This window comes from Tenacibaculum insulae, assembly GCF_964512435.1.
GTDB classification, from domain to species: Bacteria; Bacteroidota; Bacteroidia; order Flavobacteriales; family Flavobacteriaceae; genus Polaribacter; species Polaribacter insulae_A.
On sequence record NZ_OZ208512.1, the window covers coordinates 2,059,306 to 2,082,059 of the forward strand.

Here is a 22,754-nt window from a genome sequence, read left to right on the forward strand (position 1 = left end):
TTTAAAATTACAATTTCTCTTGTAAATACTTAGCAGTATAAGATTTTTTATTTTTAGCTAACTCTTCAGGAGTCCCAGTAAAAATTAAATTCCCACCATTTTTTCCACCTTCTAAGCCAAGATCTATAATATAATCGGCACATTTAATTAACTCAATATTATGCTCAATCACAATAATCGAATGTCCTTTTTCAATTAAAGCATTAAAGGATGCTAATAGTTTTTTAATATCATGAAAATGCAACCCAGTTGTAGGTTCATCAAAAATAAATAAAGCTTTGTCTTTAGTATTTCCTTTTATTAAGAAAGAAGCTAGTTTTATACGTTGTGCTTCACCACCAGATAAGGTTGATGACGATTGCCCTAATTGTACATAACCCAAGCCAACATCTTGCAAGGGTTTTAGTTTTTTAGCAATTTTTGGTTGCTCATTATCTGCAAAAAAAGCAACAGCATCATCAATGGTTGAGTTTAAAATATCATCGATAGATTTCCCTCCAAAAGTTACTTCTAGCACTTCTTTTTTAAAGCGTTTTCCGTTACAAGTATCGCATTGCAAATGTACATCGGCCATAAATTGCATTTCAATCGTAACTTCACCTTCTCCTTTACAAACCTCGCAACGACCGCCTTCTACATTAAAAGAAAAATGTTTAGGTTGATAGTTTCTTATTTTTGATAATTTTTGATCAGACAATAATTTTCGAATATCATCATACGCTTTTATGTAGGTAACTGGATTTGATCTTGATGAGCGACCAATCGGATTTTGATCAATAAATTCAATATGTTTTAAAGTATCAAAACTCCCAGTTATATTGGTGTATTGCCCAATTTTATCACCATATCCGTTTAATTTTTTCTGCATTGCAGGATACAAAATTTTCTTAACCAAGGTGCTTTTTCCACTTCCAGAAACACCTGTAATTACCGTTAAGTTATTTAAAGGAAAAGAAACATCTACATTTTTTAAGTTGTTTTCTCGTGCACCAATAATATTAATGGTATTTTTTGATGTTCTACGAGAAGTAGGGACTTCAATTTTTAATTCTTCTGATAAATATTTAGCCGTTAACGAGTCAGATTTCATAATAGCATCAAAAGTACCTTCGGCAACAACATTACCTCCATAAGTACCTGCTTTTGGACCAATATCAATAATATAATCAGCTTCTTTCATAATATCCTCATCATGTTCAACCACAATAACGGTATTACCTAAATTACGTAAATCTTTAAGAACCTCAATTAATCGTTCGGTATCTTTTGGGTGTAAACCAATACTAGGTTCATCTAAAATATACATAGATCCTACAAGTGAACTTCCTAATGAAGTTGCTAAATTTATTCGCTGACTTTCACCTCCTGAAAGTGTGTTTGAAGTTCTATTTAAAGTTAAATAATTTAAACCAACATCGGTTAAAAATTGTAATCGATTGTTAATTTCGGTAAGTAATCGTTTACCAATTTTTTCTTCGTATTTGTTTAGCTGTATGTTGTTAAAAAAAACAGCTAATTCATCTAAAGGAAGTGTAACTAAGTCAGAAATTATTTTGTTATGCACGTGTACATAATTTGCTTCTTTACGCAATCTTTTTCCGTTACAATCGGTACAAGTTGTTTTTCCGCGATAGCGAGAAAGCATTACTCTATTTTGAATTTTATAACTTTTTTCTTCTAATTTTTTAAATAAATCGTGAATTCCATCAAACTTTTTTGTTCCGTTCCAAATAAGTTCTTTTTGAACTTCAGAAAGCTCAAACCAAGGCTTGTGAATAGGAATGTTAAAATCGGCAGCATTTAATATTAACGCTTCTTTGTAAACTTTATAACTATCTGTTTTAAAAGGAAAAATAGCATCTTCAAAAATTGATAATCCAGTATTCGGAATTACTAAATCTTCATCAATACCAATTACGCTACCGTAACCTTCGCAAGTAGGGCAAGCTCCGTACGGATTATTAAAACTAAATAAATGGGTGTTTGGTTCTAAAAACGTAATTCCGTCTAGCTCAAATTTGTTGCTAAATTCGGTAACAGTTTTAGTGTTGAGGTTTTCGATAAAACAAATTCCTTTTCCTTCAAAAAAAGCGGTTTGTATGGCATCTCCTAATCGATTGTAAAAATCTTCTTCATCTTTAGTTACAATTCGATCAACTACTAAAAATAAAGTTTCATTTTTATAAGTGTCAATAGGAAATTCATCAATCCTAAAAACTTCATTCTTATATTTTAAACGCGCATACCCTTGTTGTGTTAATACTTGTAACACGGTTTTTAAATCTCTATTTTCATTAATAGTAATTGGCGCTAACAATAAAAGTTTGGTGCGTTCTTCGAAGGTTTTTACAAAATTAATGACATCAGAAACGGTATGCTTCTTTACTTCGTTTTTTGATATTGGCGAAATAGTTTTACCAATACGAGCATATAATAATTTTATATAATCATAAATTTCTGTAGAAGTACCAACGGTTGAACGCGGATTGGTAGCGTTTACTTTTTGTTCAATGGCAATTGCAGGAGCAATTCCTTTAATATAATCTACTTTTGGTTTGTGTAATTTTCCTAAAAACTGACGCGCATACGAGCTTAAACTTTCTACATAACGTCTTTGCCCTTCGGCATATAAAGTATCAAAAGCTAATGAAGATTTTCCTGACCCCGAAAGTCCAGTTATTACAACCAGTTTATTACGAGGAATAACAACATCAATATTTTTTAAATTGTGCAATCTTGCACCTTTTATAATAATGTTTTCTTTAGGATTAACGGTAGAAATATCTGTTTTCATTCGGATAAAAAATAAGCGATAAAAATACCATTTTTGTCAATGAATTAAGAAGATAACTAGTTAATTTTTTAAAAAATTAAGATAAAATTTATTGAATATTTGTATTTCTTGAGAAAAAAAACAATATTTGTAACTAGTTACTAATCAATAAATAAAAAAAGCCTATAGCTAAATAATTACTTTAAAAAAAATTATCCCTTAACAAAAGAGAGTTTTAAACTCTCTTAAAAAAAGTAATTATGATACATAAAGATGTTGTAAGTGATAGCGCTTTGGTAAAAGACTACATTAACGGAAGAGAATTAGCAATAGAGTTATTGATTAAACGCCACCAACAAAGATTGTACAGTTTTATATATAGCAAAGTACAAAATAGAGACACTACAGAAGATATTTTTCAAGATACTTTTATAAAAGTAATAAGAACATTAAAAAAAGGAAGTTATAACGAAGAAGGTAAGTTTTTACCTTGGGTTATGCGGATTTCTCATAATTTAATAATCGATTTTTTTAGAAAAAATAACCGAATGCCTACGTTTAATAATACAGAGGATTTTGATATTTTTTCAGTTTTAACAGACGGAGCTTTAAATGCCGAAAATAAAATTATTAAAGAACAAATACTAAGTGATGTAAGAGATTTAGTAGAAGAATTACCTGAAGAGCAAAAAGAAGTTTTAAAAATGCGTATTTATAATGATATGAGTTTTAATGAAATTTCAGAGAACACAGGAGTTAGTATTAATACTGCTTTAGGAAGAATGAGATATGCTTTAATTAACTTGAGAAAAATAATTGAAAAAAATAAAATAATTTTAGTAAATTAGACAATATTATAAAAAGTGAGTCGTTAAATACTTGATAACAAAATATATAAAGGGAATATATGATGCAACTTTACTCAAGGAAATCTTCGGATTTAAAAATGAAACCAAAACAAGAAACAGTTCAATTTTTGATTAATTTTTCTAAATCACTAAAAGTAGTTAAAACCAAATCAAACTATCTCATTGAATTGAATTTGAATTAAGAGTGGAAAAAGCTTCAACATTTGTTGAAGCTTTTTTTATTGATTATTTTTATAATATTCGTTTAAAACTGTTTTTCTACCAATGGTTTTAGTAATAATATCGTTTTCTAAATTCCACCCACGAGCAGGAGAATATTCTCTACCGTACCAAATTATTTGTAAATGCAAATCGTTCCATATTTCTTTAGGAAACAATCGTTTTGCATCTTTTTCGGTTTGATTTACACTTTTTCCGTTCGATAAATTCCAACGAAACATTAATCGATGTATGTGCGTATCAATAGGAAAAGCAGGAACACCAAAAGCTTGACTCATTACTACACCAGCAGTTTTATGCCCAACAGCAGGTAATTCTTCTAAAAACTCAAAACTTTCAGGAACTTTTCCATCATGTTTTTCGATTAAAATTTTTGATAAACCATAAATCCCTTTCGATTTCATTGGTGATAATCCACAAGGTCTAATAATTTCTTTTATTTCATCAACCGTCATTTTTACCATATCATACGGGTTATCCGCTTTAGCGAATAAAAGTGGCGTAATTTTATTTACACGAACATCGGTACATTGTGCCGATAGTAAAACAGCAACAAGCAAAGTATAAGGGTCTTTATGATCTAAAGGAACCGGTATTTCAGGATATTTTTCTTGAAGTGTATCAATTACAAATTGTACTTTTTCTGCTTTTGTCATAAAAATAGAGTTAAAAATGTAAAGTTATAAAGTTGTGAGTAAACTAATCTCTTTAATTATTATTTTTAATATTAAATTTGAAAGAACTTTATAAACATTGTACTTTTAAGCTTTAAAATTAAAATAAATGACAACATTAAAAATAGGAGATAAAGCTCCAGATTTTTCATCTGTTGATGAAAAAGGAAACATCGTAAAACTTTCTGATTATAAAGGTAAAAAGTTAGTTTTATTTTTTTATCCTAAAGCAAGTACACCTGGTTGCACTAATGAAGCGTGTAATTTAAGAGATAATTACCAAACTTTTTTAGCAAAAGGATATGCCATTTTAGGTGCCAGTGCAGATTCGGCTAAGCGTCAACAAAATTGGATAAACAAACATGAATTGCCTTTTCCGTTATTAGCAGATGAAAGTAAAGAAGTAATTAATGCTTTTGGTGTTTGGGGCCCTAAAAAATTTATGGGACGTGAATATGACGGAATTCACAGAACAACTTTTGTTATTGATGAAAACGGTGTTATTGAAGAGGTAATTGCTAAAGTAAAAACGAAAGATCATACTGCTCAAATTTTAACAATGTAATTGCGTTTTGTTAGCTTACTTTATATAAATTACTAGACATAGTAAAATGAATAAGCTCACCTATTGTATTGAGGTTTAGTTTTTCTTTGATGTTTTTTTTGTGCTTTTCTACAGTAAAGGTAGAGATGTTTAACGAAAAACCAGTTTCTTTACTTGTTTTTCCGGAAGCTAAAACGATTAGAATTTCTTTTTCTCTTTTAGTAAGTGAGTTTATTTTATTGCTATTTTGGTCGTTTTCTTTTATATTTAATTTGCTTTTTTTGTAGTTTAATAATGCTAGTTGAATGGTTATGTTAAGCTGTATTTCGTTAAAAGGTTTTAAAACATAAGAAAACGGAGTTGTTTTTTTTGCTCTTTCTACAATATTAGTATCGCTATAAGCGGTTAAATATATTACAGGAATACTGTTGGTAGGAATATTATCTTTTATAAAATCGATACCATCTTTATCGCTATTTAAATTGATGTCGCAAATAATAATATCAAATATTTCATTTTCATATAATTGTTTTGCTTGCTCGTAATTTCGGGCAATCGTAACAAGGTAAAGTTGTTCTTTTTCAAGAACAATTTGTATGTCTTTTGCTATAATAAATTCGTCTTCTAAAAGTAAAATTTTTTTCATATACACAGGGATTACACAGGGATTAAAATTTTATTGGAAACACCATTATCACTATTAGTAATTAATTTAGCATTTAATTGAGCAACCATTTCTTTTATTAATTCTAAACCTAAAGATGAGTTTTTTATATTTTTATTAGAGTAACCAATACCGTTATCAGTTATTGTAATAGCAATATTATGGTCTTCTTTTTTACATGAAATAGTTAATAAATTGGCTTCGTTACATTCTTTAAAAGCATATTTGTGAGTGTTGGTAATCAGCTCGTTTAAAATTAAACCAATTAACGATAAATTTTCGTTCGAATATTCTTCAACTTGCTCAATATTATATTGTTGTTTAAATTTAAGGCTAGTGTCGTTAGATAAAATTTGAGTTGTTTTTTCTGAAATATCTTTAATAAATTTCCCTAAATCAATATTTTCAGCATCTGTATTTAACAATGTTTGAATGTAAGCTATTGATAAAATTCTATTTTTAGCAACTGTTAAAATATCTTTCGTTTCAATTGTTTTAATTGAATTAGCCTGAATATTTAATAAGCTTGATATAATTTGTAAGTTATTACGCACTCTATGATTCATTTCTTTCATTAAAAACGAAATGTTTTCTTTTTGCTTTTTTGTTAAAGCATACGCTTTTTCTAATGAGTTATTTTTTTCTATAAGTTCATGAGTTCTCTTTGTAACAATTTTTTCAAGTAAAATTTTGTCGTTTTTTAACTTGGTTGTTTTATAAAAATAAAACAATATTATTGATAAGATAAGGCTAAAAAAGAAAGCTATTTTAAACCATAATTGCGCATACCAAGGAGGTGTAATTTTTATTTTTAAGTTGGTAGAATTAGTGTTCCAAATACCTACATCGTTGGTTGCTTTTACTTTAAAAATGTAATTACCTGGATTTAAATTTGTGTAAGTAGTAGTTCTGTTTTTAGTTACCGGTCGCCAATTGTTATCAAAACCTTCCATTTTATATTGATATAAAACTTTTTCTGAATTAAGATAGTTAAGAGCGGTGTAGTTAAAAGTAAGTACGTTTTCTGAACTTTTAAATTCTAGCTCGTTTTTAAACGTTACATTTTTATTTATCGGTTTGTTAAATAATTCAACCGACTCGATATAAACTTTAGGTTGATTTGGATTTTCGTTTATTTTATCAGGATTAAAAATATTAATACCATTAATACCTCCAAAATAAAAAACCCCTTTTTTATCTTGATATCCAGCCTTACCGTTAAATTCTATATTTTGTAATCCGTCTTTATCAGTATAGTTTTTAAAAGTATTTTTTGTAGTGTTTAGCACTGAAACTCCATGATTGGTACTTACCCAAATATTATCTTTTTTGTCAATATTAATACTGTAAATAAAATCGTTAGGTAAACCTTGCTGCTTGTAATAAAGTGTTGTGTTTTGGTTTTTATCTATTTTTGTTAATCCAGATGCAGTACCTATCCAATAATTACCTTTACGATCTTCTTTAATTGCAAAAATTCTATTATTTGATAACTTTTTCGCATCAGTAAGTTCAGAAGAGTAATGTGTTGTATTATTTTTTGATATTTTATATAGGCCTTCATCAGAACCTAACCAGATATTTTTTTTAGCATCAATAAAAGAAATTCGAGCTCTATTTAATTGTTTGTTCTTGATAAGAACTGGAGTGAATTTTTCAGAGTTGATGTCAAATTTAAAAATTCCTGCTGTCCAAGTAGCTATCCATAAAGTGTTTTTATCAATTGGAATTATCTCTATAACTTCATCATCTGTAATGCCTTTGCTATTTTTATCATTAGGTAAAAATTGCTTAAAAGAATCATTTAAATAGTTATATTTTAACAATCCAGCGCCAAATCCACCAGCCCAAATATTTTTATTGTCATCTTCTTTTATTGTGTAAATTAAATTTCCTTTGGCTTTGTTGTAAAGTTTAAATTTTTTTGATTTTTGGTTGTATCTAATCAATCCTAATCCACTAGCAATCCATAAAGCAGTATCTTGACTTTTTAAAAAACCAAAAGAACCTATTTTTTTTGACTGCGAATCGTTATTTAGCTTAATAGTAGTGGTGGTAAATTTTCTTTGATACTTACTGTAATGAAATAAGCCATTACCTTCAGTACCAAACCAAATATTTCCTTTATCATCACTTAAAATATTAAGTATATCTTCTTGATAAATTATTTTAGTAGCATTACTTTTAAAAATGATAGAAGTAATTTCTTTAGTAAGTAAATTGTATTTGTAAAGTCCTTTTTTAGTACCTATTAATAAGTCGTCATTTTTTTTATAAAAACACCTTACAAAATCTTTAATATTCGTGTTGTGTAAGTTGTTTTTAGTATCAAGTATTTTTAAACCATTAGGAGTTCCGATAAACAAATCATTTTTATGTTTGTAAATAGCAGAAGTGTTTTTAATTTTATCGTAAACTATCGTTATTTTTAGTGTTGTTAAGTTTAAGTTTAAAATACCAGAAGCACTTGTAGACATTAAAATATTATTAGCGTCTTTTTTTAAGAAATCGAAAGCAATATTTTCTTTTTTTGATGCTGGTAAGTGTATGTAATCAGATTTTTTCTTTTTTTGATGATATAAAATAATATGATTTTTTGCTGAAAAAATTATTTTTTCATTTGAAATTTTAGCAATGCGATAACCAAATAATATTTCTTTATTTTTTTCTGAATTATAAATATTAAAAAACCGACTAGAAGAAAATTCATAACCAATAATGCCTTTGGTATTTGTGGCAATAAATAAAGTATCGTTTACGGCTTTTAAATCCCTAATATGGTCATCCATTATACTTAAAGAATCTTTAGGGTCGTGTATAAAATGATTAAATTTATAAGCATTAAATTGATGAAGCCCATCTTCTGTACCAGCCCAAATATAACCTTGTTTATCCTGTGTTAATCCTTTTATGTTTAACTGTAATAATCCTTGCTTTTGCTCAAGTACATTAATAAGTAAAGTGTCTTTTTTTTGAGAAAAAGCACTTAAAAAAGAAATAAGAGTAATGAATATGATAATTTTTTTCATGAAAACTAAAGATAACAAAAATATTAGTTATTTAAAGTTTTGAATAATAATTTTTAAAAGAACTAAAATAAGTTAACGCTAAAAAAAAACCGAGCTTAAGCTCGGTTCGATAATTTTTAATTTAGGATAAATCTTTTTGTAATTCTTTACTTGTTTGTGTGCTTCCATCATGACTCCAACCAGGAGGCATAAAAACATATTTTAATCGAGTACCTAATGATAAATGCTTTTTTCTGTTAAAAAAGTCTCTAAAAATTTCTTTCCATTCATGAAAAATAATATTCACAGGCCCTTTATCTTCAAGAGGAGTTGTTAAGCCAAATTTAAGTTTTTCATAATCACTTTCGTCTTCTTCTGCTTGAAAAGTGCCAAAAATTCGATCCCAAATAATTAAAGTCATTCCCATATTTTTATCTAAATATTTAACATTCGATGCATGGTGAACTCTATGATGAGAAGGTGTTACAAAAATATATTCCCATACATTTAATAAAAAGCCAGTAACTCCTTTACGGTTATTTTTTTTAATAAAGTTGGTGTGACATAAGGTTCCGTAATTTTGATTCATTGCATAAGCAAACATAATATGTAATGGTGCAATTCCGATTAAAATTAATGGAATTAAAAACATAAAACGATATAATGGTTGAAAAACAGGAGAACGGAATCCGGTTGAAATATTATAGTATTCAGAATTGTGGTGTGTTACATGAACAGCCCAAAAAAAACGAGAATGATGATCTACATAATGATGTATGTAGTATAAAAAATCTTGCCCAACAAAGGCTATTATCCAATATAAAACATTCGTGTTTTCCCAAGTTATTAATTTATAATGATAAAAGAAATTCATTACAATAAATGAAATTCCATACATTAAAGTATCTAAAATAACATTGGTTAAAGCAAAATATATATTGGTTGAAACATCTTTAAATTCGTAATTTTTAGCCTTTCTTTTGTAGCTAAAATACATTTCAAAAGCAATGGCAAGCGCACAAATAGGAATAAACCATTTATATGCGTTTTGATGTGTAAAAATATCCATGGTTATTTTTAAAAAAAATTAATTTAACCGTTCTTCAATCCAACTTTTAAAACTGTAAAAGTTTTGAGGAGCAACACCATGACCTACCGGATATTCTGAATACACATTTTTAAGTCCGTTTTCTTTTAGCAAAATAGGTGCTTTACGAGCCCAGTCTACAGGTAAAACTTGATCAACAGTTCCGTGAGAAATATAATAATCAGTAGTAATAGTGTTTGCTATTTGATTAGGCAATAACTCGTCGTTTATATAACCACTTAAGGCAATAACATGTTGCACTTTGTTAGGGTAATTTAAGCTTAAAGCATAACTTAAAATTGCACCTTGACTAAAGCCTAATAAAAAAGTTTTATCAGAATTGGTATTGTATTTAGCTTTTATTTCATCAATAAATAAAGCAATTTTATCTACAGATTCTTTTGCTTGTACTAAATCAGAAAACTTACCATTAACGGCATCAAAATTAATAGCATACCAAGCATAAGATCCGAATCCCATGCTGTAAGGAGCTTGAGCACTTACTATTAATAAATCATCAGGTAATTCTTCTGCAAACGAAAATAAATCTTGCTCGTTGCTACCATATCCGTGTAATAAAATTAATAAAGACGGATTTTTAATAGCTTTTTTTGGTTCTCGTACTATGTAATGTAAACTCATTTTACGAATTTAATACTAATTGATTGTTGTTAAATATTCCGTACACTTTTCCTTTTAATTCTTTTTCTAAAAAAATACTGTTTTTTGATGTTGATAAAATATTATTTTTAGAAAAAGTATAAGTTTCTTGTGGATTAAAAATTGATAAAGAAGCTTCTTCATTTTCTTTAATCGTTGTGTTTTTAATACCAAAACGTTCTTTTGGTTTGTTTGATAAGCATTTTACGATGGTCTCTAAATCTAAAATAGTATTTAAAACTCCAAATGCACTTTCTAAACCAATAGTACCATCTTTAGCGTTTGAAAATTCTACTTTTTTATGCTCAATATCAATTGGATTATGATCAGAAGTAATTATATCAATTGTTCCGTCTTTTAATCCTTCTATTAAAGCTTTTGTATCTTTTTGAGTTCTTAAAGGCGGATTCACTTTTTTGTTACCGTCAAAACCATGCAATTCATCATCTGTTAAAAATAAATTATGAATAGCTACACTACACGAAACATCTAAACCTTTCTTTTTAGCTTCTTTAATTAAGCTAACAGATTTTTTAGTTGAAATGGTAGGAATGTGTAATTTACCACCAGTATATTCTAGTAGAAATAAATCGCGCGAAATTTGAAGTTCTTCTGCTAAAGCAGGTATTCCTTTTAAACCTAAAAGGGTACTGTTTTTACCTTCATTGGCAACACCTTCGCCAGCAATTGCGTTATTTTTAGGAAAACTGAATGCTAGACCATTAAAATTTTGAGTGTAAAGCAATGCTATTTTTAACAAATTATCATTGGTTATAGGTTTTTTATAATCACCAAAAGCAATTGCTCCAGATTGTTGCATATCGTATAATTCAGCCATTTCAACACCTTTACCTTGTTGTGTTAAATTACCAATAGGATACAGGTTTGTAGCAAAACCGTTTGCTTTATTAATTAAAAATTCAACTGCCGATTTGTTATCAATTACCGGATTTGTGTTTGGGTTAACCGCAACCTCAGTAAAACCACTTTTAGCCGCAACTTGTAAACCATTTTTAATTGTTTCACGTTCCTCATATCCTGGTTCACCGAAAGAAACACTAGTATCAAACCAACCGTTAGAAACATGTAAATTATCAAGTTTAACTAATTGATATTCTTTTTTAGAAGCAATAGTCTCATCAATTTGTACGATTACTCCATCAGTAATTAAAATATCCTTTGTTTGTTGGTGATAAGGGCTAGAAGCATCAATAATTGTTGCCGATTTTAGCAGCGTTGTCATGGTTTAAAGAATTTTAAGATCAAAATTTCTATTAGCAAAGATACAATGGCTAAAGCTAAAAACCATTTCCAAAGCCATTGAATTTTATTAGCGTTATTAATATTTTCTAAAGTATTTTTAACCGAGTTAGAAAACGTTTTAGAGTTGCTTATTGAAGTGTTTAAAAAAGTTAAATTACTTTCTTCCTTCGGATAATTAAAAGCAACGTTTTTTAATATATTTTGTTGTTGTTTTATTTGATAAAAACCTGCTTTTAAAGGCTTGTTTTCGGTGGTGATTTTTACACTGTTTTGAAGTGTTTGTTGCAACGGAATAAATGAATTATGAGCACCGTAAATTGTTAAAATATCGTTTTTAGCTAATTGTTTATTAATATTAATTGTTGTTTGTTTACCAACGGTGTAATAAAGTTTCGGTAATTGTAAACTTTGCTTACCAATATTATAAAAAACGGGTACTACTAAAGGTGAATTTATAAAATTGCTGTTTTGTTTATTTAGTGGTGCAGCAACCCAATATAAATTAGAATTTGTTGCTTTTATTTGCTGAATAAAGCCTTGTTTGTTTTCAAAAGAAACAATATTGCGAGTATTTTTAAAAGCTGTGGTGTAAGATGTTTTTACAAACGGATATTGAAAATTTTGTACTTTTTTTTCAAAAACATTTTTTAAAAGTGGATGCTGATAATTAATTGTTGTAACTTTTAAACTATCATTTTTTTGTGATAAAATTTGTCCAAAATTAAGTTGATTTAATAAATTATTGTAAGATGTTGTTGCTAATTTTTTTGCAGGAATTATGATTATATCACCACTTTTTTTAGTGTATTCAACTAAATGATTGATAAGAGTTTTTGGTAAATTTTTAAGTTCATTTAAAACAATTAAATGTTGTTTTGCAATTAAATTATAATTTAATTGTTGCACGTTAGTGTTTGTTATGTTGAATTCTTTTTGGGTGTAAATTCTATTAAAAAAATTAGTTGACTCGCTAATGTTTAAAACATTAATTTTTGAATTTGTGTTGATAGAAAAATAAAAAGAATTGTCAAATTTATAAGTATCGTTGGTGTTTACAGTTATTTTTCCTAAAAAATCATCAGATTTTACAATTGAAAAATTAATTTTTTTAGCGGTGTTTTCTTCGATAGAAAACAATTGTTTATTTACCAGTTTATCTTGATTGTAAATCGCAATCGGAATTTCTTTTTTGGTTTTTCCTTGGTTTTTAACAAGAATCGTTATTTTAAAATTATCAGCACCATTATCGTTTACAAATAAACTATCAATAGATAAATTATCTTTTTTCTGCGGAGTTAATCTTACAAACGATGTGTTTACGGGTATGTTTTTAATATCGTTATTTGTTACGTTCTGAAAATCAGAAATAACAATATTTTTTGTAATGTTTTTACTTTTGTTTTCGCTCAGTATTTTTAGTAAAACATCTTTTAAATCACTTTTTTTAGCAGTATTTTTTATGTTTAATAAAATATCTTTTAATTCAAAAGCTGTTTTGTTTTTATAAAAATTATCGTTGGTAACTAGTGTGTAATTGGTTTTATTGTTGGTGTTTTCTATAATTTCTTGCGCAGCTATTTGCAGTAAATTTCCTTTTTCGCCATTGGTATTTGTACTTAACGAATTATCTAAATACATTAAAATTTGTTGTTGCTCATTGGCTTTGTGGTTGCTAAAATAAGGCTGAGCAAAAGCAATAATTAAAGCAGTTAGCAATAGTAATCTGGTAGCTAAAATCAACCATTTTTTTATGCGCGAACTTTTGCGAGTTTGTAAAGCTATCTTTTTTAAAAAAGCAACATTGGTAAAAGGTACTTTAATAAATCGTTGTAGTTGAAATAAATGAATTAATATCGGAATTATTAATAGTCCTAAGAAGTATAAAATTTCAGGATGTTTAAATTGCATAAATCATTTTTTGCTTAACAAAACTAAAGTAGTTTATTAAATGTAAAAATAGCTAAAATGATGCGTAAAAAAAGAATGTAGTTAAAAATCTGTTAGAATATAGTTTTGTTTTCGACAACGTATCAAATTTCACTATTTTTGAACTATGACTACAAAAGAGAGTGATTGTAAAATTTCAGATAAACTTGATTATCAAAAACACTGGAATATTGCATATGCTAAAAATTCTACAGAAAAATTAGGTTGGTTTGAGCCAAGTGCCAAAGAAACACTACAGTTAATTGAAAAGACGGAATTAAAAACAGCCGCTAATATTTTAAATATTGGTGTTGGTTCGTCTATATTGATTGATGAATTGTTAGCCAAAGGATATACCAATTTAATAGCAAACGATTTATCAGAAAAAGCATTAAAAAGTTTAAAAGAACGTTTGGGAGATAAATCATCCGAAGTTACTTTTTTGGTTGATGATATAACAAATACAAAGCAATTACATAAATTAAAAAACGTTGATTTATGGAATGATAGAGCAGTGTTGCATTTCTTTTTAAAAGAAGAAGAGCAGGCAACGTATTTTAAATTACTAAAGCAAGTAGTTGCAATAAACGGATTTGTAATTATAGCTGTTTTTGCGTTAGATGGTGCCGAAAAATGTTGCGGTTTAGCGTTAAAAAGATACAATAGTAAAATGTTGCAAGAAAAACTAGGGAATGAATTTAAGTTAATAGAAGAATTTAAGCACACCTTTGTAAATCCGTATGACGGAAAAAGACCTTATATTTATACCCTGTTTCAAAGAAAAAATAAGTAAATGAACGTAACACACATTCCTTTTAAAAATACCGGTTTTTTCTCTAAAACAATGATAGATTATTTAGAGAAATCAGAAAAATTACAACCTTTTTATAAAAATTTTCCTTCGATAGCATCATTTAAAAATCAGATAGAAAACAAAGCTTTTTCAAAAGAAACAAGAACTGTTTTAGTTGATGTTTTAAATAAACAATATAAATCGATTGAAGTGTCTGCGAAAACACAACAAAATATTGATGATTTATTGTTAGAAAATACCTTTACCGTAACAACGGGACATCAATTAAATTTATTTACTGGGCCGTTGTATTTTTTGTATAAAATTCTTTCAACAATTAATTTATGTGAAGAATTAAAAACCAATTATCCGAAGCAAAAATTTGTGCCAATTTATTGGATGGCAACGGAAGATCATGATTTTGAGGAAATAAATTATTTTAATTTTAAAGGGAAAAAAGTTCAATGGAATTCTGCTCAAACAGGTGGCGTTGGGCGTTTTTCTACGGATGGATTAGCGGAAGTTCTAAATGTTTTTTCTACACATTTAGGAACCTCAAAAAACGCAAAATTTTTAACCAATCTTTTTAAAGAAGGTTATGTAAAGCACACAAATTTAGCGGATGCTACTAGGTATATTGCCAACGAACTTTTTAAAAATTACGGATTGGTAATTTTAGATGCTGATGAAAGAGTGTTAAAGCAAAAATTGCTACCGTTTATAGAAAAGGAATTAAAAGAACAGGTATCTTATAAAAAGGTAACAGAAACGATTGATACTTTAGGTAAGGAATATAAAATTCAAGTAAACCCAAGAGAAATTAATTTGTTTTACCTAACGGATGAAATTCGTGAACGTATTGTTTTTGAAGAAGGAATTTATAAAGTGAACAACACCACTATTTCTTGGAGTTTTAACGAATTGATAAAGGAAGTAAATGAGTTTTCAGAACGATTTTCACCAAACGTAATTATGCGTCCGCTATATCAAGAAGTAGTTTTACCAAATTTATGCTATATCGGTGGTGGTGGTGAATTAGCGTATTGGTTGCAGTTAAAAAGTTATTTTGATGAAGTTAAAGTGCCGTTTCCAATTTTATTATTACGTAATTCGGTACAAATAGTATCAGAAAAACAAGTAAAAAAACTAAACAATCTTTCTATTTCATTAACAGATATTTTTATAAAACAAAACGATTTGTTAAAGCAAAAAGTACTAGAAACATCTGAAGAAAAAGTAGATTTTACCAATCAGAAGAAAAGTTTACAACAACAATTTGTTGGTTTACGAGAGTTAGCTAAAAAAACAGATGTTTCGTTTGTAGGAGCTGTAAATGCTCAAGAAATTAAACAGTTAAAAGGATTAGAAAATTTAGAAAAGCGTTGGTTGCACGCTGAAAAAAGAAGAAACAAAGATTTGGTTGATAGAATTATAGTATTGCAAAACGAAATATTACCAAATGAGAGTTTAGAAGAGCGTCAACGAAATTTTTCTGAATATTATTTAGAGTATGGAAACACTTTAATTGATGCGCTAAAAGAGGGATTAAAACCACTACAATTAGAATTTACAGTATTAGAACTTTAATGGAAAATAAAAACGGATTACATAAAAATAACAAGCATAAAAAAGGATATGATTTTAAGTTTTTAAAAGAACAATATCCAAAAATTAACGAGTTTGTTATCACGAAGTTTGAAAAAGAAACAATTGATTTTTCAAACCCTATTGCTGTAAAAGAGTTTAATAAAGCGTTGTTGGCAGCACATTATAATATTAAATTTTGGGATTTTTCTGATGAAAATCTTTGTCCGCCAATTCCTGGAAGAGTAGATTATATTCATCATTTAGCAGATTTAATAGGCGACGAAAAGGAGGTGAAAATATTAGATATTGGTACTGGAGCCAGTTGTGTATATCCGTTATTAGGAGCAGTTGAATATAATTGGAATTTTGTAGCTACAGATATTGATTTAGATTCGTTAGATTATGCTCAAGATATTATTGACGACAATAGCTTAACAAATAAAATTGAACTAAGACAACAGTTTGATGAAACTAATATTTTAAAAGGAATAACCAAAGAAGATGATTCTTTTTCGGCAACGATGTGTAATCCGCCATTTTATAAATCGGCAGAAGAGGCTAGGGGAGCTAATAGAAGAAAATCTAGAAATTTAGGAAATAACGCAGTCCGTAATTTTGCAGGTAATTCAAACGAGTTATGGTATGTTGGCGGCGAAAAAGCCTTTTTGCATACTTATTTATACGAAAGTTCTTTACAACCAACTTTAAGCAAGTGGTTTACTAGTTTGGTTTCAAAAAAAGAAAATGTTAAGAGTTTAGAAGCATCTTCTAAAAAACTAGGAGTTACTGAGTTTAAAGTAATTTCGATGAGTCAAGGAAATAAGGTTACTCGTATTGTGTGTTGGCGATTTTAAAATAATAAATCCAAAACCTTTTGCGTCTTAAATTAAGGTGATAAAAGGTTTTGGACTATATATTGTTAAGTAAAAAGAGCTATTCTTTAATAAAATCAGGCCAACGTTTAAGGTATTTTATAAAGGTATCACTTAAACCTTCTTTTTTTAAATATTCTTCAGAAACAGGAATATTAATAGGTTCAAATTCAGGGTTGTCGATAACCAATCTTGGAAAATTATGGTGTAAAATAGCAGACGTTCCTATTGATACAAAATCGACACCAGCATCTAATATTTTTTGAACATCAATAGCATTGCTAATTTTACCAGCAACAGTCCATTTAACATCTTTAAAATCTAAATTTTTAAAATGTTCTAACAAAGATATATTTTGATGTTTTTCATCGTTGGGCATTTTAAAGCAATCCCATAATGAAATATCTAAAAAGTCAATATTTCCGTCATTAATTAGTTGTTTACAAACCCATTTTACTTCATCAAGATCCATTCCAAATCTTTCTGGAGATAAACGAACACCTAATAAAAATTCTTTACCACATTGTTTTCTAATACCATCAACAATTTCAAAAATAATACGAGCTCTATTTTTTAAAGAACCACCGTATTCATCAGTTCTATTGTTTATTTCAGAACTTAAAAACTGCGTTAAAATGTATCCGTGTGCACCATGAACTTCGGCACCATTATAACCACAGTTTTTGGCACGAATGGCAGCCGTAATAAAATCATCTTTTAACTGTTTTACTTCTTGCAAAGTAAGTGCTCTTGAGTTTGTTTTTTCATTATCAGAAGGGCAAACAGGTTGTTGATTTATTAACTCGTGTGGCGTTCGCATACCTGCATGATGTAATTGAATAACAGCTAAACTACCAGCGCTTTTAATTTGTTGCGTTAATTTTATATGACCATCATTTAAAGTATCATTAAAAACACCTAGTTGTCCAGGAAATCCTTTACCTATTTCTTGTACGTGAGAAGCGCAAGTCATCACTAAACCAAATTCTCCTTTTGCTCGCATTGTTAACCAGTGTAATTCATCTTTAGAAAGTTGCCCGTTTTCATAACTTTGTTGATTGGTTAAAGGGGCTAACATAAATCTATTTTTCATAGTAGCTCCGCAAGTGAATTTTATTGATGAATTTGCTTTTGTCATAGTAAGAATTTAAGGTGTTTTAATAGCCAAATTTAAGAAGAATTTAGAAAATACAATACATGACAAAACATTTCTGAAATAAAATAAATATTTTCAGATTTTTTATAACGAATAAGAGTTGGTGGGGAAAAGGGTAATTTTGAGATTTGTATTTTTATCTCTACTTATTAAGTAAGCTTTTTTTGATTCGACTTAGCTGTACAGGCGAAACATTAAGGTAAGAAGCGATATAGCGTTGTGCAATTAAGTTATCTATATTGGGTATTCTTTCTCTTAAAATTAAATACCTTTCGGTGGCGCTATGAGTAGAAATGTCTAAAATAATGTCTTCAACTTTTAAATATGAACTTTCTAAAGCTTTTATGTAAAACATACTCAGTTCATGATGTTTAGCTGTTAGTTCTTTAAATTTAAAAAAGTTAGCCTTGTAGCCTGTTACTTTAGTTAAAGCTTGATAGTTTAATTCAGAAGGGATTTTTTTAACCATTGCTGTTAAACTACTTGCTAAATGTCCTTCAGAAAATAGATTTCTGGTAATTTCTTTACCGTCTTCAGTTTCAATATAAGATCTTATTAATCCTGTTTTTATGATAAAAAAATCTGTAGGATTTTCGTTTGTTTTTACAAAAAAATCAAAAGGTTCTATTTCAGTATATGTTACAATTTCTTCAAAAAGAGAAATTATATCTTTAGGTAAGTCGATAAATTGATAGAGGAAATTTTCAATATCACTTTTCATAAAATTTCGTAATTAACAAGTTTTTCCCTGTATAAAGAGAGACTATAAATATAAGTAAAAACAGTAAATAAAAAAATAAAAACACAAAAAATCAAACTTACATAAGGGGAAGTAAGTTTGATTATTTAAAAAGCTGTTTTAAGGGGTAGCTTTTTGTAAAATGTAACTTGTTAAGTACATTACAAATGTATAATGCTTTTACGGTGTGTACATTAACATATGTTTATAAAAGTTATAGTAAATAATTTTTTCGAATTCTACTTAACTGTACGGGAGTGATATTTAAATATGAAGCGATATGATATTGATTTATTAAATTATCAATACCAGGGTATCTTTTTTGAAGTTCTTCGTAACGTTGTGTTGCATTTAACATTAGTAAATTTAATATTTTAGCTTCTTCTTTTATATACACAAACTCCAATACTTTGTAGTGAAAAATAGCCAAATCATGATGTTTTTTAGATAATTCATGAAAAGATTGGTAAGAGCACTCTATAACCTCACAGTCTGTAAGGCATTCGTAAATTAAGTTTGAAGCTTCTTTTCTTATTAACGCTCCGAGATTACCTGAAGTTACTACCGGAGTAAATATAGTTTTTGTATGTTCTTTTCCTTTTTCATCAATTATATACGCTCTAATAATTCCTTTTTTTAAGATGTAAAATTGAGTTGGAATATCACCTAAATCAACAATTTTTTGGTTTTTATGTAAGCTTTTGTCTTTAGTAAGGCTTTGAAACTCATTAAAAGAGCTCTCTGAGACGTTATAAAGATTGTAAACAAAATTTCTAAAAAAATCCATATTAAAATTGTTGGTTTTTGATAGCCTCAAAATAACAATTTTTATGAAATAAAACGAAATTTATAATAGAATTATTAATAAAAACAATCAGTTTGTATGTTTGTTTTTTACTAAGGATAAAGTGAGTTTTAACTACTTTTTAGCAGAAAAAAACATGCATAATTTGTTTATTTTTAACTAAATGAATCTCTTCGTATTCTACTTAACTGTACAGGTGTAATATTTAAGTAAGAAGCGATATGATATTGATTGATTAAATTATCAATACCAGGAGATCTTTCTTGAAGTTCTTCATATCGTTCAGTCGCATTTAACATCAATAAATTTAATATTTTGGCTTCTTCTCGTATAAAAATAGCTTGTAAAACTTTGTAATGAAAAATTGATAAATCATGGTTTTTTGAAGAGAGCTCACAAAAAGAAGGATAACAGCACTCAATAACTTCACAATCAGTAAGGCATTCGTAAATTAAGTTAGAAGGTGTTTTTTTTATTAATGCACCCAAATTACCCGAAGTTACTATTGGAGTATATATTGTTTTTGTGTGTTCTTTTCCTTTTTCATCAATCATGTACGATCGTATTACACCTTTTTTTAAGATGTAAAAATAAATAGGAATTTGCCCCAAACTAACTATTTTATGATGTTTAAGTAATTTGAGATTTTTAGTAAGGCCTTGAAATTTTTCAAATGAATTTTCTGAAACATTATGAAGGCTGTAAACAAAATTTCTAAAAAAATCCATAAGCGATTCTTAAATTTGGTGATACTCTCAAATTTACATTTTTTTATTAAAAAAATATAGATTTATAGAATCTTTTTAGATTTTGTGTTTGATAATAAGATTGTTAAACTATAATTTACAGATTTATAGTAGTTTTTTCTAAAAAACTAATCGCATTTGGACCTTCCATAAAAAGTAAATCTAAAATAGATAAATTAGATATAAAACCATGTTTTTCATCAAACATTTGTATGTAGGTATCTATATTTATTGTTATTCCTTTTTTAGCAATAGCAAGGTTTCTGTAATCAGTAATAATAGGGTTTACTTCGTAGTTTTCCGCTTTATTAAAAGAAGTATCTATCTGTAAAGCATCGGTAATAAACAAATGCGTATCAATATTTACATCGTGTAAAAAGGTGTAGTTTTTATAAAATATTTTAGCTAAATCATCTTCAAAAAATTCAAAAAAAGGAGATGATCGATAAGCTGATTTTAATGATTTAAAATGTTGTAATTGCCATTGTACATCATTATCAACTCTAATATCCTTTGTTTTTTTTCTGTTTTCGGTATTTAAGTTTTTAACAGGAATGTTTAAAGATAGTTTTCCGTTAGCTCCATAAATATAGCACCTATTTCTATAAGTTTGTTTTTGGTAATTATCATCAAACTCAAAAACAACAGCATCAGATTTATATATGGCAGCATACTGTGAAATTGGCGAAAAATAGGTGGGAACAAAAAGTGACATTAAGCTTTCTTTTTTCCTTTCTTAAAACTGTAAACAAAGTAACCCGCAATTAAAATCATTACCAACCACAAATAAGAAGTAGGTTTTCCGCTACCACCAACGGTTGTAAACATTCTGTCCCAACGAATAGATTGTAATTTTGCTGTAAAACTTGGCGCATTTGGGTCCCAACTTAACCAAATTAAAACAGGTTTGCCTACTACGTGATCAAAAGGTACATATCCCCAATTTCTTGCATCTAATGAGTTTTGGCGGTTATCTCCCATCATCCAATAATAATCTTGCTTAAAAGTGTAGTTTTTAGCTTTTTTACCATTGATGTAAATGTCGTTTCCAAAAATAGTTAAATCATTGTGCTCATATCTTCGGATGATTTGCTCGTAAAACGGAATTGTATTTTCGTTTAAGGCAACTGTTGTACCTGCTTTAGGAATGTATATTGGTCCAAAATTGTCTGATGACCAGGCGTATTTAGGGTTGTGAGGAAAAACAGATTTATCGTAAGTTCCACTAGGTTTTAAAAATTTAGTTGCGCTTTTTACGATTGATTCTTTGGCTAAAGATGCTGCTTCATCATCCGTAAGATTAAGGTAATACATGCCATCGTTAGACATTTTACCTTCTCTATTTTTGTTGTATTTTCTAATTAAATTATCTGATAATTGTTTACCATCAGTATCAACTTTAAAATACCACTGTGGTTTTGCTCTGTCTGGTAAAACCGTTTTTTTTCCGTTTATAAATACATAACCATCACGAACCTCTAGTGTATCACCAGCAATACCTGTTGCTCTTTTTACATAATTTGTTCGTTTATCAATAGGTTTATAAGTTGCTTCTCCCGAACGATCACCCCACATTGTTTTTAAAGTGTCTGCGGGCCAGCTAAACACAACAATATCATTGCGTTTAATGTTTTGAAAACCAGGTAAACGCATATAAGGTAAAGAGAGTTTATTTAAAAACCCGTCTTCGTTTTTATCATCAGAAATAAAAGATTTATTTCCTAAAACGGGAATGGTATCATGCGCCATTGGAGCGGCTACTACGGTATTAGGAACGCGTGCTCCGTAGTGAAATTTACTTACAAATAAATAATCACCTACCAATAATGTTTTTTCTAATGATGAAGTGGGTATCGTGTACGGTTGCATAAAATAAGTATGCACTAAAGTTGCTGCGATAATAGCAAAAGCAATAGAGCTTACCCATTCTCCTAAGCTAGATCTTGGTTGTAAACTTCGGTCTTCAATGTAAGGTGTATTGGTAAAATAATTGATGTAGTAAATGTAAAATCCGAAGGTAAAAATAACTAAGAGCGTGTCTTTTCGTTGGTTAAAACCAAAACTTCTACAAGTTTCTACCCAAATTATAGGAAACATTAATAAGTTAACTATTGGAAAAAACAGTAAAATAACCCACCATTTTGGTCTGTTTATTATTTGCATTAAAACAATGGCATTGTAAACAGGTATTGCTGCTTCCCATGCTTTTTTTCCTGCTTTAACATAGAGTTTCCAAGTTCCTAAAAAATGGATGACTTGTAATAGTAAGAAAAATATAAACCACTCGGTAAATGTCATAATATAGTTATTTTGTTTTCCTAACGAGTAGGAAGTAAATTCAGTATTATAGGTGTGTTTTTTACGATTTT

General features: G+C 28.4%; 19 protein-coding genes. 5 read left to right on the top strand and 14 right to left on the bottom strand.

What is annotated here, in order from left to right:
* Nucleotides 1–7: 7 nt before the first annotated feature.
* Nucleotides 8–2,794 (bottom strand): excinuclease ABC subunit UvrA, encoded by a 2,787-nt coding sequence (gene uvrA / locus ACN5J5_RS09630; RefSeq protein WP_418644693.1) that lies wholly within the window; start codon nt 2,792–2,794, stop codon nt 8–10.
* 239 nt (nt 2,795–3,033) lie between these two features.
* Here uvrA and ACN5J5_RS09635 point away from each other — a divergent pair, with 239 nt between their 5' ends.
* On the top strand, nt 3,034–3,621 hold the full coding sequence (locus tag ACN5J5_RS09635) for an RNA polymerase sigma factor (protein ID WP_418644694.1): 588 nt from the start codon (nt 3,034–3,036) through the stop codon (nt 3,619–3,621).
* Nucleotides 3,622–3,860: 239 nt separating this feature from the next.
* Here ACN5J5_RS09635 and ACN5J5_RS09640 read toward each other — a convergent pair whose 3' ends face one another.
* The gene (locus ACN5J5_RS09640; RefSeq protein WP_418644695.1) at nt 3,861–4,517 is read right to left on the bottom strand and encodes an endonuclease III domain-containing protein; all 657 of its coding nucleotides are present in this window, start codon (nt 4,515–4,517) and stop codon (nt 3,861–3,863) included.
* 127 nt (nt 4,518–4,644) lie between these two features.
* Here ACN5J5_RS09640 and bcp point away from each other — a divergent pair, with 127 nt between their 5' ends.
* On the top strand, nt 4,645–5,100 hold the full coding sequence (bcp, locus tag ACN5J5_RS09645) for a thioredoxin-dependent thiol peroxidase (RefSeq protein WP_418644696.1): 456 nt from the start codon (nt 4,645–4,647) through the stop codon (nt 5,098–5,100).
* A 10-nt stretch (nt 5,101–5,110) separates the two neighbouring features.
* Here bcp and ACN5J5_RS09650 read toward each other — a convergent pair whose 3' ends face one another.
* From ACN5J5_RS09650 to ACN5J5_RS09675, 6 genes are all read right to left on the bottom strand, one after another.
* Nucleotides 5,111–5,725, bottom strand: a complete 615-nt coding sequence (locus ACN5J5_RS09650) for a response regulator (RefSeq protein WP_418644697.1) — start codon at nt 5,723–5,725, stop codon at nt 5,111–5,113.
* Between the two features lie 11 nt (nt 5,726–5,736).
* Nucleotides 5,737–8,772: a ligand-binding sensor domain-containing protein gene (locus ACN5J5_RS09655; protein ID WP_418644698.1), complete on the bottom strand. Its 3,036-nt coding sequence runs from the start codon at nt 8,770–8,772 to the stop codon at nt 5,737–5,739.
* A 121-nt stretch (nt 8,773–8,893) separates the two neighbouring features.
* A complete protein-coding gene (locus ACN5J5_RS09660) occupies nt 8,894–9,820 on the bottom strand; it encodes a sterol desaturase family protein (protein ID WP_418644699.1) in 927 nt (308 codons plus the stop codon).
* Nucleotides 9,821–9,838: 18 nt separating this feature from the next.
* Nucleotides 9,839–10,480, bottom strand: coding sequence for an alpha/beta hydrolase (locus tag ACN5J5_RS09665; protein ID WP_418644700.1), 642 nt, complete (start codon nt 10,478–10,480; stop codon nt 9,839–9,841).
* A 1-nt stretch (nt 10,481) separates the two neighbouring features.
* Nucleotides 10,482–11,741 carry a dihydroorotase gene (locus ACN5J5_RS09670; protein WP_418644701.1) on the bottom strand — a complete coding sequence of 420 codons (1,260 nt, stop codon included), beginning with the start codon at nt 11,739–11,741 and terminating at the stop codon, nt 10,482–10,484.
* Nucleotides 11,738–13,669 carry a BatA domain-containing protein gene (locus ACN5J5_RS09675; RefSeq protein ID WP_418644702.1) on the bottom strand — a complete coding sequence of 644 codons (1,932 nt, stop codon included), beginning with the start codon at nt 13,667–13,669 and terminating at the stop codon, nt 11,738–11,740. Before ACN5J5_RS09675 ends, ACN5J5_RS09670 begins: the two co-directional genes overlap by 4 nt.
* Nucleotides 13,670–13,814: 145 nt before the next feature.
* Here ACN5J5_RS09675 and ACN5J5_RS09680 point away from each other — a divergent pair, with 145 nt between their 5' ends.
* The 3 genes from ACN5J5_RS09680 to rlmF are packed head-to-tail and all read left to right on the top strand — an operon-like array spanning nt 13,815 to nt 16,921.
* Complete coding sequence (locus ACN5J5_RS09680) at nt 13,815–14,480, top strand: class I SAM-dependent methyltransferase (RefSeq protein ID WP_418644703.1); 666 nt, start codon at nt 13,815–13,817, stop codon at nt 14,478–14,480.
* Nucleotides 14,481–16,067, top strand: coding sequence for a bacillithiol biosynthesis cysteine-adding enzyme BshC (gene bshC, locus ACN5J5_RS09685; RefSeq protein ID WP_418644704.1), 1,587 nt, complete (start codon nt 14,481–14,483; stop codon nt 16,065–16,067).
* Nucleotides 16,067–16,921 carry a 23S rRNA (adenine(1618)-N(6))-methyltransferase RlmF gene (rlmF, locus tag ACN5J5_RS09690; RefSeq protein ID WP_418644705.1) on the top strand — a complete coding sequence of 285 codons (855 nt, stop codon included), beginning with the start codon at nt 16,067–16,069 and terminating at the stop codon, nt 16,919–16,921. Before bshC ends, rlmF begins: the two co-directional genes overlap by 1 nt.
* Nucleotides 16,922–17,000: 79 nt before the next feature.
* On the opposite strand, the gene ACN5J5_RS09695 is transcribed toward rlmF, so the two are convergent.
* From ACN5J5_RS09695 to lepB, 6 genes are all read right to left on the bottom strand, one after another.
* Nucleotides 17,001–18,077, bottom strand: coding sequence for an NADH:flavin oxidoreductase (locus ACN5J5_RS09695; protein WP_418644706.1), 1,077 nt, complete (start codon nt 18,075–18,077; stop codon nt 17,001–17,003).
* 160 nt (nt 18,078–18,237) lie between these two features.
* Nucleotides 18,238–18,816: a Crp/Fnr family transcriptional regulator gene (locus ACN5J5_RS09700; RefSeq protein ID WP_418644707.1), complete on the bottom strand. Its 579-nt coding sequence runs from the start codon at nt 18,814–18,816 to the stop codon at nt 18,238–18,240.
* Nucleotides 18,817–19,048: 232 nt separating this feature from the next.
* A complete protein-coding gene (locus tag ACN5J5_RS09705) occupies nt 19,049–19,621 on the bottom strand; it encodes a Crp/Fnr family transcriptional regulator (RefSeq protein WP_418644708.1) in 573 nt (190 codons plus the stop codon).
* Between the two features lie 173 nt (nt 19,622–19,794).
* Nucleotides 19,795–20,367, bottom strand: coding sequence for a Crp/Fnr family transcriptional regulator (locus ACN5J5_RS09710; RefSeq protein ID WP_418644709.1), 573 nt, complete (start codon nt 20,365–20,367; stop codon nt 19,795–19,797).
* A 115-nt stretch (nt 20,368–20,482) separates the two neighbouring features.
* Complete coding sequence (locus ACN5J5_RS09715) at nt 20,483–21,100, bottom strand: WbqC family protein (RefSeq protein ID WP_418644710.1); 618 nt, start codon at nt 21,098–21,100, stop codon at nt 20,483–20,485.
* Nucleotides 21,100–22,683 carry a signal peptidase I gene (lepB, locus tag ACN5J5_RS09720; RefSeq protein ID WP_418644711.1) on the bottom strand — a complete coding sequence of 528 codons (1,584 nt, stop codon included), beginning with the start codon at nt 22,681–22,683 and terminating at the stop codon, nt 21,100–21,102. Before lepB ends, ACN5J5_RS09715 begins: the two co-directional genes overlap by 1 nt.
* Nucleotides 22,684–22,754: the final 71 nt, after the last annotated feature.